Below are 12056 nucleotides of genomic sequence, written 5' to 3' on the forward strand. Positions count from 1 at the left end.
ATCGCAAAAGACCACCAAGAGAGAAATATCATGAATGAACATATACCCGGCGTGCCTTCTAGTTATAAACCCAAATCTTTTTGGGAACGTCCCGAAGGCGTGACCGGACAGATCGTCGCTGTCAGCATAATTGGCGCAGCCGGCTATGTCTTGTATGAATGCCTGCCCAAAATTATCACCCTGCTGGAAAACACTTTGTATGCCGGCGTATTGGGTGTGACGGCCATTGCCTTTACTTATGTCGTGACAGACCGCCGCTTCTGGCGTCTGGGGTCTTACCTGTATCAAAGTGCGATGCGTGCCATCACCCGTCTGTTCGTCGAAATCGATCCGATAGGCATCATGCACAGCTATGTATCTGAGCTGGAAAAGAAGCTGGGCAACATGAACACACGCATTGCCAGCCTGGCCGGGATGATACGCGCCTGCCAGGAAGAAATACGCAGCAATGAAACCGTGCGCAACAAGTCCTTGATGATGGTGAAAGAAGCCAGCAAGGCTGGCAAGACCATCGTGATTGCTGAAGAGTCACGCCAGGCTGGCCGCATGCAAGAGGCCAATATCACCTATCAGGATTTGCTGACCAAGATGCAGTTGCTGTATTCGGTGCTGGTGAAATACCAGGAAATTTCGCTGTTCCTGATCAAGGACATACGTCGCGAGATAGATGTCAAAAAACGCCGCAAGCAAATGACTGATGCTGCCTATTCTGCCATCCAATCGGCACGCAGCATCATCAATGGTGACCCTGACGCACGTGCCATGTTTGATATGGCGAATGAATACCTGGCCAATGATTATGCAATGAAGATAGGTGAAATCGAAGACTTCGTCCGTTTGTCAGATTCCTTTGTCAGCACGATAGATTTACAAAACGGCGTGTATGAAGCCAGTGCCATGAAGATGATAGAGGAATGGGAAAAACGTGGCGATTCCATCCTGCTGGGTGCAGACCAGAAGCGGCTGATCATTGAGGGTAGTTATGCGGGTCATACGCATCCTGCCAACTCCGCCAGCCCTGACAACACTAACAGCAGCAAAGATAGCAACTACCGCAAACCATCACCAAAACAATGGTTTGACCAGCAATGAAACTGGCATGGCGTATGGAGTGTCCAGCCGCCATCCACTGAAGCAAGACAAGCATCTACAAGGAGAAAAATATGCTTAAGCCTTTACCACGTCTGTTATTGATTGCCGCCGTTGTCGGTGCCAGCATCTACGGCGTGAATACCTATATCAAACACAATGGCAGCCTGAAAATCTGGAACAGCAAAACTGCCGTTCCCGGCACCATTGATTTACCGGTTGCCAACGCAGCGAACGCTGTCAATGCAGACAATAGCAGCGCAGCGTTTACACTGGCACCTGCCACTACAGCCTATGAAGCGAAAATGCTGATATTGCCCTGGAATGCTGAAGCTTCCATCCACTATGCCAATGGAGATGCCAGCACGGCACGCGGCAGTCTGATGGAGAAACATGGTGTACACCTGAAGCTTGAGCGCCAGGATGATTATGCGCAAATGCTGGCTGAACAAGCCGTGTTTGCCGGTGAAGTTGCCAAGGGTATTGCCTATCCCGATAAAGGTGCGGCCTTTGTCGTCATCATGGGTGATGGTGGCCCCGGCTATTTCGCTGCTGCGCAGGAAAGCATGAACAAACTGGGCCAGCAACTGGAAGTGATAGGTGCACTCGGTTACTCCCGTGGTGAAGACAAATGCATGTTACCCGCCGAAGTGGCAACCAATCCGCAGAAAGCACGTGGCTCATTGATCGGTGCCGTATTGCGCGATGGTGACTGGAATATCTGCATGAAATATGCTGCTGACAATAAAATCCCCGTCAATCCTGACGTGAAAACTTATGACGCGGACGCCATCAATTTTGTCAGCGTCGCCTCGTTTGCCGAATCGGATGAAAAACTCATCGCTGCCGCCAACCAGGGTGCCTGTGAAGTACGCCCTGTGATACGCAACGGCAAAGCTACTGGCGAACGCCGCAAGGTATGTCAGAACGGCACGGCCACCTGGACACCAGGTGACGTCAAGGTAGCACGTGAAGTGGGTGGCCTGGCAGCAGTGGCGTCCACCCGCGAATATATGTGGCAGATGCCTGCGACCATCATCGGTAATCGTCAATGGATGGCGCAAAATCCTGAATATGTCAAAAACCTGCTGGCAGCTGCCTTTGAAGCAACGGACGCTATCCGCAGCAGTGATGCTGAATTGCTGAAAGCCAGCGCCGTTGTTGCCAAGGTAGCGAAAGAAGAAACTGCGCAATGGTGGATGAAGTATTACAAAGGTGTCGTAGAAAAAGACCGCAAGGGCCTGGACATACGCCTTGGTGGTTCCACCTCCAGCAATCTGGCTGATAACCAGTTCCTGTTCGGTTTGAATGGCAATGACAACTTATATCAACGTGTCTATAACGTCTTTGGCGATATCGCAAAACAATATTACCCCGACGATATGCCCGCTGTCATTGCCTATGACAAAGTGGTCAACACCAGCTACCTGAAAGCCCTGGCTGCGACTGCGAAAACCACCAGTGCACGTGCTGACACACCCCGTTTTGACCAGAATGCACCGGCACTGGCAACCTTTGCCAAACGCAACTGGGCGATAGAATTTGAAACCGGCAAAGCCAGTTTCAAACCGGAAGCGGCAGAAACCCTGGAAGCCTTGCTCAATCAGATGGCAGTGTCCGGCCTGGCGATACAGATCAGCGGTCATACCGACAAGATAGGCAATGCCGATGCCAACCTGACTTTGTCGAGAAAACGTGCTGATGCAGTACGCAACTGGTTGCAAGCCAATGCAGCATCAGAATTTCCTGAAGGCCGCATACGCGTGCGCGCCTTTGGTGATAGTCAGCCCATAGCCGACAACAATAGCGCAGAAGGCCGTGCCCACAACCGCCGCGTCGAAGTGGCACTGATCAAGACCAGCAATGAGTAAGTCACTTGCAGCATCGTGACAGCAAGGTGCAGGGGCAGTAGCAATAGTCCCTGCACCATATTCAACATCAGGCATCATGTCCATCCATTTCAATACCGGTATCAAAAATGCCTTCCTGCCCTATTCACCATTTGGTGCAGCGCGCAGTCTGTTGGCGGTACAGCTGGTCGTTGCGGCACTGCTGTGGAGTTTCAGTAATGCCAAAGTCCTGCCCGGCCCACAGGACATTGCGCACGCCTGGTTGCAGATGCAGGCGCAACAGAATTTGCTGACCGAGCTATGGGCCAGCATTCAGGTTTTGTTGCTGTCACTGTTGCTATCTACCGGCCTGGCCCTGCTGATCACCACAGCCAGCACGGCCCCCGTATTTTTGCCACTGGCGCGCTTTACCTCTGTGTTGCGCTTTCTTGGTTTTGCAGGTTTGAGTTATCTGTTCATGCTCCTCACTGGCGACGCCTATGAATTGAAACTGGCACTGCTGACCTTTGGCACCACGGTAATGATGGTGACGGCACTGATGGCAGAAGTGCAGACCATACCGCAACAGGCAATAGATCATTGCAAGACCCTGGGCATGCGCAACTGGCGCATTACTTATGAACTGGTGGTGCTGGGCAAATCAGCCACTTTGCTGGATCTGGTCAGGCAAAACGCCGCCATAGGCTGGACCCTGCTCACCATGGTGGAAGGCCTCGCACGTTCTGAAGGTGGTATCGGTACATTACTGTTGAACCAGAACCGCTATTTCCAGCTAAGTGCCGTGTTTGCCATACAGATCACCATACTCGCCTATGGCCTGGGGCAGGATTATCTGTTGCGCAAATTGCGTGATGTCATCTGCCCTTACACCAGGTTTGACAAGAACGAGACTACATAATGAATGCCACACCTTACTTATCCCTGGCGGCCTCGCTACCGCCATTGCCTTATAGTGTAGGCGCACGCCTGCTCAGCATAGAGCAGGTCTGTGTCAGTCACGACGGCCCGGTCTTAAGCAATGTCAGCGCCCATATCGATAACCTGATCAGGGATGGTGTCCATCAGGGTCAGGTGGTTTGCCTGCTGGGCCCATCGGGCATAGGTAAAACCCAGTTGTTCCGCTGCATAGCCGGTTTGCAAAAACCAGATTCAGGCGGGGTTTTCCTGAATGGCAAAAAGACTCCGGTCACTCCCGGCGAAGTGGGTGTCGTGGCACAAAACTACCCCTTGCTGGCGCACCGCACCGTGCTGGGTAACCTGATGGTCGCCGCCAGTCACAAGACCCGCAACAAGGCACAGGCACAAGCCAGGGCTATCAGCCTGCTGGAAGATTTTGATCTTGCCGACAAGGCCTTTTGCTATCCGGCAGCATTGTCAGGCGGCCAGCGCCAGCGTATCGCGATTGCCCAGCAAACACTGTGCAGTGAACATTTCCTGCTGATGGATGAACCCTTTTCCGGCCTGGACCCACTGGCAAAATCGAAAGTCTGCGACACCATACTGAAGATATCCACGCAGGATGAATTGAACACCATCATCGTCGTCAGCCATGATATCGATGCCTGCATCACCATTGCCGATACCATCTGGCTATTGGGTCGTGATCATGACAAGGACGGCAAAGCCATCGCCGGTGCCCACATCAAATACCGTTACGACCTGATAGAACGTGGCCTCGCCTGGCATACGAATATGGAAAACACACCAGAATTCATGACCTTGAGCATGGAATTGAAACGGCGTTTCAGGGAATTGTGAATGAAAATAGCCCCAGGTTGTCAACCCGGGCTATCAGGATCAGGCCTTGAACGTCACCCATGACCTGAGTTTGACTGCGGCCTGGATCAGGCCGGCAGTTTCCTGCGCAGCAATCACGGGGCCTATGGGTTTATAGGCTTGCGGTGCTTCTTCTATGCGACGCTCTTCACGCAACGCAAACACTTTCTTAAAAGCAAGACAAGAAACGTCAAAACATGGCAATAAAAATAATTGTGTGATTTCTTTAAATAACTGCATCCAAATTGTGATTGCCTGCGTATCAAGAATGCCCGTAGCGTTTTTTGGTAGTAAAAACTGTCATTCTTTCCCCACAATCAGGAGTTGGTCATGAGACATATAACATCAAGGTTCAATAACAAGATTTTGCTCGCCCTAGTCACCGCTGGAAGTTTAAGCAGCATCGCCGCGTTGCCCGCACAGGCATCCAGCCATCGTGAAGCGCCCTTCATTACCCGCCACCCGAAGGTCGACGCTGCTGATTTCTATATGTTCCGCAGCTATGAAGCCAACCGCGCTGCCTTTACTACCCTGATTGCCAATTACTCCCCCCTGCAAGATGCCTACGGCGGCCCGAATTACTTCTCCCTGGACCCGGATGCCCTGTATGAAATCCATATCGACAATGTCGGTGATGGCAAAGAACATCTGACTTTCCAGTTCCGCTTTACCAATACCAATAATGATGCGCAGTTTACGGTGGGTGGCAAAAAAGTCTCCATCCCCCTGGTCATCAATGGCGGTGCGATTGATGGTGTTAATCCAGCTGGCCTGAATGTACGTGAAACCTACACGGTCACCATGGTGACGGGCGACCGCCGCACAGGTACACGCCAGGCCGTGACGAATGCGGCAACGGGTTCCACCACCTTTGACAAGCCGGTCGACTATATCGGCAATAAATCCATCCCTGACTATGCCGGTTATGCCGCCAAGCATGTATTTGCAGTTAATATCCCAGGCTGCTCTACGCCAGGCAAGGTATTTGTTGGCCAGCGTAAAGACCCGTTCGTGGTGAATCTGGGCGAAACTTTTGATCTGATCAATATCAAGGCACCTGCCACGGCATTCGACCCGAATGCAGAAAAATCCGGCCATGATGATCTGGCCCTGAAAAATATCACGGCAATTGAAATGGAAGTGCCGACAGCCTGCCTGACCAATGGCAAGGAAGCCGTCATCGGCGGCTGGACGACCGCCAGCCTGCGTCAGGGCCGTGCCATCAATCCGACACCAAATACAGGCACAGCATCCAAGGAAGGCGGCGCATGGACGCAGGTTTCACGTCTGGGCATGCCTTTGGTGAATGAAGTGGTCATCGGCCTCAAAGACAAGGATCAGTTCAATCACAGCAAACCTAGCGGTGATACGCAGTTCCTGACCTATGTGACCAACCCGACCCTGCCAGCCCTGGTCGAAGTCCTGTTTGGCAGTGCTGGTGTCAAAGCCCCTACCAACTTCCCGCGTAATGATCTGGTTGCTGCTTTCCTGACTGGTATCAAGGGTGTCAATCAACCAGCCACGGTCACCCCGTCTGAAATGCTGCGCCTGAACACGACCACACCTGTCAGCGCCTCGCAGAATCGTCTGGGTGTCATCGCTGGTGACAATGCGGGTTTCCCGAACGGTCGCCGCCCTGGTGATGACGTTGTTGATATCGCCTTGCGCGTCGTCATGGGCCGTCTGTGTGTACTGAGCATAGGTTGCGTACCTGCTGATGCACCCGCTGGCGCGATAGACTTTACCGATGGTGCTTATCTGGACAGCAGCTTCTTTGACAACAGCTTCCCTTACCTGAAAACACCGATAGCTGGTGCGTTGAAACGTTAATCTGACCAACATCAGAACAAACTCAGTTCAACATCAGACGAAGTTAAACACTTTCAAGGAAAAATGATGAAAGCAAAACACTATTGCATGATCGCCGGCACCGTGCTGACGCTCATGCTGGCGGCCTGCGGTGGCAGTTCAAGTTCCAGCACCAGCACGACTGCCCCATCTACCGGAACAGGCACCGGTACCACCACACCAGGTACATCCGTTATCGATACATTTACGCAATACGTGCTCAACCTGATTGGGGCGGGTTCGGACACGGCAGAACCGCAGGCGATCGATTCGGCCACGGTGACGGTGCCGGAAACGACTGAACCGGCGACGATCACCTGAATCAGGCTGGCTCAGTCAAAGTAACGAAACCAATGCAGCAATAAGACCGGGCCCGGCAATTTGTATTTATACAAATGGCTGGGCCCCCAAATTTAAAAATGCAGCTCTCTGGAACTTTATCCGGCTTGATGCAGAACTCATTTCACCAATGTTTCCCTATGCACTCAAAGCTGAAATCCGGTTTTACCTGTTTTGCCTTGCTGATCTCACTCAGCATGGTGGGCTCATGCGCGCAGGCAACACCGTTTATTCCCAGTAATGGCAAACAGGTATTGGAACAACTCCCCCTGCGCACCGATCCGGTACAACGTGAATTTGCCCAACTGCGCAAACGTCTGGCAGAAAAGCCGGGCGACCATGAGATAGCGGCAGAACTGGCGCAAGCGTATATCAACACTGCCCGCAATGATGGTGACCCGCGTTATCTGGGCTATGCCCAGGCTGCATTGAAACCCTGGTGGAACCTGCCCGCCCCACCGATATCAGTACTGGTATTGCGTGCCACCATATTGCAAAGTACGCACCAGTTTCCCGCTGCGCTGACCGACCTCAACAGCGTCTTGAAGCAGGACAGGAACAATGCCCAGGCCTGGCTGACGCGTGCCACTGTATTGCAGGTGCAGGGTCAGTTCGCCCAGGCCAAGGCCAGTTGCATGCATTTATACCCGCTGGCACAGGAATTGATCACGCTGACCTGCCTGCACAATGTCGGCAGCCTCAACGGTGAGGCCGCCAGCAGCTATACAGCGCTGAGTACCGCCTACAAAAAAAGTACCGATACGGATAGCGGTACAAAAATCTGGGTCGCCACCCTGCTGGCTGAAATGTCGGCCCGGCTGAGTGATGCAAAAACTGCTGACGACTGGTATAAAAAAGCCCTGACACTGGCTGTACCAGACAGTTATTTGCTGGGGTCCTATGCCGATTTCTTGCTGGACCAGCAAAGGCCGGCTGAAGTCGTGACACTGTTAAAAAACAAGACCAGAGTCGACGCACTGTTGTTGCGTTATGCACTGGCCCTGCAGGCACAACAATCTCCGGCTGCGGCAGAACAAATCAGACTGCTTGACCAACGTTTTGACGCCGCCATCCTGCGCGGTGACACTGTGCACCAGCGCGAACAGGCACGCTACGAACTGCAATTAAAAAACCGCCCTGCTGCTGCATTGAAACTGGCACTGCTGAACTGGGACATCCAGAAGGAGGTGGCTGACCTGCGCATCTTGCTTGAGGCAGCTGCGGCACAAAATCCGCAGGCGGCAGCACCAGCCATTGCGTGGTTAAAACAAAATAAACTGGAGGACAGCAGTTTGAAAACCGTGCTGGCCAAACTGGAAGCGAAACCATGATGCCTGTCTTCAAAGTATCCTGCTCCGGCTTGTTGCAGGCACTGTTCCTCAGCCTGCTCTTGAGCCTGTTCAGCCTGCCTGCGCATGCCCATAAACCCAGCGACAGTTACCTGACCCTGCATACAGATCAATCAGGCATACATGGCCAGTGGGACATCGCCCTGCGTGACCTTGATTTCGCCATCGGGCTCGATGAAGATGGTAACGGCGAATTGACCTGGGATGAAGTGCGCAACAAACATGCCGATATCGCCGCCTACGCGCTGGCAAGACTGAAACTGACTGCCGGTGATACAGCCTGTCCGCTGACAGCAGGCGCGCAACTGATAGACCAGCATAGCGATGGTGCCTATACCGTGCTGATGTTTGACAGCCCTTGCAGCGCCGATAAAATCACGGTCCAGTACCAGCTGTTTTTTGACATCGATCTTCAACACAAGGGGCTGTTGCGGCTGGTGAACAAGGATGGTCACAATGTCACCGCCATCTTCAGCCCGGAAAACAGCAGCCAGACATTGACGGTATCAGAGGTCAACAAGCTACAACAATTTACCGATTATCTCGTACATGGCGTCTGGCATATCTGGATAGGTTTCGACCATATATTGTTCTTGCTGTCTTTGCTGTTACCAGCGGTACTGGTATTTAGGATGGGTAAATGGGAGGCAGCGGCCAATTTCAAGACGGCGGCCATGGATGTATTGAAAATCGTCACAGCGTTCACGCTTGCGCATTCGATCACGCTGACGCTGGCCGCTTTGAATATGATTTCGCTGCCATCGCGCCTCGTCGAATCAGCGATTGCCGCATCGGTGATACTGGCAGCTTTGAATAACCTGTTCCCACTCATACAGGGGCGTCGCTGGCTGGTCGCATTCAGTTTTGGCCTGATACACGGGTTTGGCTTTGCCAGCGTACTGGCGGATCTGGGCTTGCCGCAATCTGCCCTGGTGCTGGCACTGGTGGGTTTTAATCTTGGCGTGGAAATTGGGCAGTTGACGATAGTCGCTGCATTTCTGCCACTGGCTTTTTTACTCCGCCGCCACTGGTTGTATCAGCGTGCCATCGTGCAGGCAGGCTCGATACTGATCGTCATCATCGCGCTGGTCTGGTTTGTTGAACGCGCATTTAATTTGCGGCTTATTTCCTAGGATGCGCAAGCAGGTACCCAAGGCAAAACAGGAATTCACTCAGTTTTGATGCATAAGTTTGTGGCAAACCTGGTTTCAATCAGATAGCAAGTCAGTCCACAGCGTCATATTTTTTGATGATAGAAAAACAGGCAATAAAAAAACCCTGCTGAAAAAACCAGCAGGGTCAATCATCTGGCTGTTCAGTCTGGCTTAACGTTCTATCGCCAGCGCCACACCCATGCCACCACCAATACACAGGCTCGCCAGACCTTTTTTGGCATCGCGGCGTATCATTTCATGGATCAGGCTGACCAGGATACGCGCACCTGATGCACCGATAGGATGGCCGATGGCAATCGCGCCGCCATTGACGTTGATCTTGCTGGTGTCCCAGCCCATTTCCTTGTTGACACCCAGCGCCTGTGCAGCAAAGGCTTCATTGATTTCCATCAGATCCAGATCCTGATGTGTCCAGCCCGCTTTTTTCAGGCACAACTGTGCAGCAGGTACCGGGCCCATGCCCATGATGGTAGGGTCGACACCGGCAGAAGAATAAGCCTTGATACGGGCCAGTACCGGCAGGCCCAGTTCTTCGGCTTTTTTGGCAGTCATCATGACAACTGCGGCGGCACCGTCATTGAGGCCGGACGCATTACCGGCCGTCACTGTGCCATTCTTGTCGAAGGCCGGGCGCAATGCAGCCAGCGATTCCAGTGTGGTGCCATGCTTGATGAATTCGTCGCTGTCAAATACGGTCGTACCCTTTTTGCTGACCAGTTCAACCGGGATGATTTCATCCTTGAACTTGCCGGCTTTTTGCGCAGCTTCTGCCTTGTTTTGTGATGCCAGGGCAAACAGATCCTGCTCTTCACGCGTGACACCGTATTTCTTGGCGACGTTTTCTGCGGTGATACCCATGTGGTATTGGTTATATACATCCCACAAACCGTCAACGATCATGGTGTCGACCAGTTTGGCGTCACCCATGCGGAAACCATCACGCGAACCATTGAGCACGTGTGGTGATGCGCTCATGTTTTCCTGACCACCGGCGATGATGATGTCACCATCACCCGCCTTGATGGATTGCGCCGCCAGATGCGTTGCTTTCAAGCCGCTGCCACAGACTTTATTGATGGTGAATGCCGGTACCATATTTGGCAAACCAGCCTTGATGACAGCCTGGCGTGCCGCGTTCTGGCCTACCCCTGCTGTCAGTACCTGCCCAAGGATCACTTCACTGATCACATCGCCACTGAGGCCGGTTTTCGCCAGCAGGGCCTTGATGACGATTGCGCCCAGTTCAGAAGCAGGGATTTTTGCCAAAGAGCCACCAAACTTGCCTACTGCCGTGCGGCCTGCAGCTACGATTACGACGTCTTGCATGTGAATTCTCCTGTTTTGTCCCCGGTTCTAACCCAGGGTGTGAAAGATCTGAGAGCTTAAGTTGATCGAACGGATTTTGCAGAATAGATTACATCCTCTAGCTTACCACTACTGGCACAAAGACAGGCATTTGCCCAAACAGACGCCAAAAGTACTGTTGTCGTTTATCTATTCTGGATATGATGATACGGTGCACTATCGGCTAAAAGAGTGGCAGAAACCGGGAGGTAGACATGAACGAGAAAACCATACGCATTATCTTGTACGTCAGTGGCATAGGCACCATGCTGGCAGGCTTGCAATTTGTCGCGCCAACTTTGTTCCTGCAGGCGTCTGGCATGCAGGTTGGTGACGTAACCGGCCTGTTCTTTGCCCGTCACTGGGGTCTGATGGCGTTTGTGGTCGGGGCATTGATACTCTACGCCATACGGCATACCCAGGCACGTCAGGCGATTTTAATGGCGGCTGACGCAGAAAAACTGGGCCTGGTCGCCATGGTCATGTTGAACTGGTCAGAACCGGCTTTGCAAGGTTTGCATGTCGCCGCGTTTTTTGACGGTGCCTGTGTCGTGCTGTATCTGATTTACTTATTACGCCAGCCTGGAAAATCAGGCTGAAAAAACAAAACCCCGCAAGCTTCTTGCGGGGTTTTGTCTTGAAATAAGTCCGGTGTCTGATCTGTTTCATTGCTGAAACAGATCATGGCTCAGGGATTACTTCTTTTTAGCAGTTGCTTTTTCAGCAGCTTGTGTGAATTGCTGAGTTGCTTTGCTCAGGTTTTCTTCCAGAGTCTGAACAGCTTGCTTGGTTGTTTTGGACAACTGCTCGTAACCTGCGTTGATGTTGCCAACAACAGATTTCAATGCTGTTACAGCTTGTTCGGAACCGGCTGGTGCATTTTTTGTCACTTCGTCGATCAGGGAAATCACTTTAGTATTGGTTTCAGCGATATGCGCTTCAACTGCTTTAGTGAATTCTTGTTGTGTCGCTGTTGTGATGCTTGCCAGGTGACGGCCATAAGCCAGTGCTTTTTCTGTATTTGGTTGTGCTTGTGCAGCAGTCAAAGCAAAAAATTCTTGTGGGTCTTTAGCGCCCAACAGTTGTTTGGCGGCAGCAGTACCTTCTTCGAAACTTGCCTTGGCAGCATTGACGTTCAGGGCAAACAACTGCTCCAGGCCTTCAAATGCTTTTTTGTTCAGGGAAGTCAGGGAAGCGAATTGGGCTTCCAGGTTAGCTTTGGTTGTAGCGATAAATTGTTCTGGTGTATTGGTCGTCATAACATTCTCCGGTAAAAGGAATTAGGT

11 protein-coding genes and 1 pseudogene are annotated in these 12056 nt (G+C 52.2%); 9 read left to right on the forward strand and 3 right to left on the reverse strand.

Annotation, left to right across the window (positions count from 1 at the left end):
- Positions 1-30: 30 nt before the first annotated feature.
- From ACO0LH_RS06615 to ACO0LH_RS06630, 4 genes are all read left to right on the forward strand, one after another.
- Positions 31-1092 (forward strand): hypothetical protein, encoded by a 1062-nt coding sequence (locus tag ACO0LH_RS06615; RefSeq protein ID WP_422940238.1) that lies wholly within the window; start codon positions 31-33, stop codon positions 1090-1092.
- A gap of 71 nt (positions 1093-1163) precedes the next feature.
- Positions 1164-2960 (forward strand): OmpA family protein, encoded by a 1797-nt coding sequence (locus ACO0LH_RS06620; protein WP_422940239.1) that lies wholly within the window; start codon positions 1164-1166, stop codon positions 2958-2960.
- 76 nt (positions 2961-3036) lie between these two features.
- Positions 3037-3837 carry an ABC transporter permease gene (locus tag ACO0LH_RS06625; RefSeq protein WP_422940240.1) on the forward strand — a complete coding sequence of 267 codons (801 nt, stop codon included), beginning with the start codon at positions 3037-3039 and terminating at the stop codon, positions 3835-3837.
- Complete coding sequence (locus ACO0LH_RS06630) at positions 3837-4697, forward strand: ATP-binding cassette domain-containing protein (protein ID WP_422940241.1); 861 nt, start codon at positions 3837-3839, stop codon at positions 4695-4697. Before ACO0LH_RS06625 ends, ACO0LH_RS06630 begins: the two co-directional genes overlap by 1 nt.
- Before the next feature lie 39 nt (positions 4698-4736).
- Here ACO0LH_RS06630 and ACO0LH_RS06635 read toward each other — a convergent pair.
- Positions 4737-4871, reverse strand: a pseudogene (locus ACO0LH_RS06635) (RtcB family protein); the annotation flags it as partial.
- A gap of 174 nt (positions 4872-5045) precedes the next feature.
- On the opposite strand from ACO0LH_RS06635, the gene ACO0LH_RS06640 reads away from it, so the two are divergent.
- The 4 genes from ACO0LH_RS06640 (at position 5046) to ACO0LH_RS06655 (ending at position 9384) form a co-directional block, all read left to right on the forward strand.
- On the forward strand, positions 5046-6545 hold the full coding sequence (locus ACO0LH_RS06640; RefSeq protein WP_422940242.1) for a DUF4331 domain-containing protein: 1500 nt from the start codon (positions 5046-5048) through the stop codon (positions 6543-6545).
- 66 nt (positions 6546-6611) lie between these two features.
- On the forward strand, positions 6612-6884 hold the full coding sequence (locus tag ACO0LH_RS06645) for a hypothetical protein (RefSeq protein WP_422940243.1): 273 nt from the start codon (positions 6612-6614) through the stop codon (positions 6882-6884).
- 158 nt (positions 6885-7042) lie between these two features.
- The gene (locus ACO0LH_RS06650; RefSeq protein WP_422940244.1) at positions 7043-8233 is read left to right on the forward strand and encodes a tetratricopeptide repeat protein; all 1191 of its coding nucleotides are present in this window, start codon (positions 7043-7045) and stop codon (positions 8231-8233) included.
- Positions 8230-9384, forward strand: coding sequence for a HupE/UreJ family protein (locus ACO0LH_RS06655; RefSeq protein WP_422940245.1), 1155 nt, complete (start codon positions 8230-8232; stop codon positions 9382-9384). The genes ACO0LH_RS06650 and ACO0LH_RS06655 overlap by 4 nt, the downstream gene beginning before the upstream one ends.
- A gap of 192 nt (positions 9385-9576) precedes the next feature.
- Here the strand turns inward: ACO0LH_RS06655 and ACO0LH_RS06660 are convergent, their stop codons facing one another.
- Positions 9577-10752, reverse strand: a complete 1176-nt coding sequence (locus ACO0LH_RS06660) for an acetyl-CoA C-acetyltransferase (protein WP_422940246.1) — start codon at positions 10750-10752, stop codon at positions 9577-9579.
- Between the two features lie 233 nt (positions 10753-10985).
- Between ACO0LH_RS06660 and ACO0LH_RS06665 the strand changes: the two genes are divergently transcribed.
- Positions 10986-11369, forward strand: a complete 384-nt coding sequence (locus ACO0LH_RS06665) for a hypothetical protein (RefSeq protein WP_422940247.1) — start codon at positions 10986-10988, stop codon at positions 11367-11369.
- A gap of 96 nt (positions 11370-11465) precedes the next feature.
- Here the strand turns inward: ACO0LH_RS06665 and ACO0LH_RS06670 are convergent, their stop codons facing one another.
- Positions 11466-12029 (reverse strand): phasin family protein, encoded by a 564-nt coding sequence (locus ACO0LH_RS06670; protein ID WP_422940248.1) that lies wholly within the window; start codon positions 12027-12029, stop codon positions 11466-11468.
- Positions 12030-12056: the final 27 nt, after the last annotated feature.

Source organism: Undibacterium sp. TJN19 (assembly GCF_049339485.1).
GTDB lineage: Bacteria > Pseudomonadota > Gammaproteobacteria > Burkholderiales > Burkholderiaceae_D > Undibacterium.

Excerpts from the sequence above, each read along its gene's own strand:
- ACO0LH_RS06615 (WP_422940238.1), top strand. The coding sequence starts at position 31 with ATGAATGAACATATACCCGGCGTGCCTTCTAGTTATAAACCCAAATCT.
- ACO0LH_RS06620 (WP_422940239.1), top strand. The coding sequence starts at position 1,164 with ATGCTTAAGCCTTTACCACGTCTGTTATTGATTGCCGCCGTTGTCGGT.
- ACO0LH_RS06625 (WP_422940240.1), top strand. The coding sequence starts at position 3,037 with ATGTCCATCCATTTCAATACCGGTATCAAAAATGCCTTCCTGCCCTAT.
- ACO0LH_RS06630 (WP_422940241.1), top strand. The coding sequence starts at position 3,837 with ATGAATGCCACACCTTACTTATCCCTGGCGGCCTCGCTACCGCCATTG.
- ACO0LH_RS06640 (WP_422940242.1), top strand. The coding sequence starts at position 5,046 with ATGAGACATATAACATCAAGGTTCAATAACAAGATTTTGCTCGCCCTA.
- ACO0LH_RS06645 (WP_422940243.1), top strand. The coding sequence starts at position 6,612 with ATGAAAGCAAAACACTATTGCATGATCGCCGGCACCGTGCTGACGCTC.
- ACO0LH_RS06650 (WP_422940244.1), top strand. The coding sequence starts at position 7,043 with ATGCACTCAAAGCTGAAATCCGGTTTTACCTGTTTTGCCTTGCTGATC.
- ACO0LH_RS06655 (WP_422940245.1), top strand. The coding sequence starts at position 8,230 with ATGATGCCTGTCTTCAAAGTATCCTGCTCCGGCTTGTTGCAGGCACTG.
- ACO0LH_RS06660 (WP_422940246.1), bottom strand. The coding sequence starts at position 10,752 with ATGCAAGACGTCGTAATCGTAGCTGCAGGCCGCACGGCAGTAGGCAAG.
- ACO0LH_RS06665 (WP_422940247.1), top strand. The coding sequence starts at position 10,986 with ATGAACGAGAAAACCATACGCATTATCTTGTACGTCAGTGGCATAGGC.
- ACO0LH_RS06670 (WP_422940248.1), bottom strand. The coding sequence starts at position 12,029 with ATGACGACCAATACACCAGAACAATTTATCGCTACAACCAAAGCTAAC.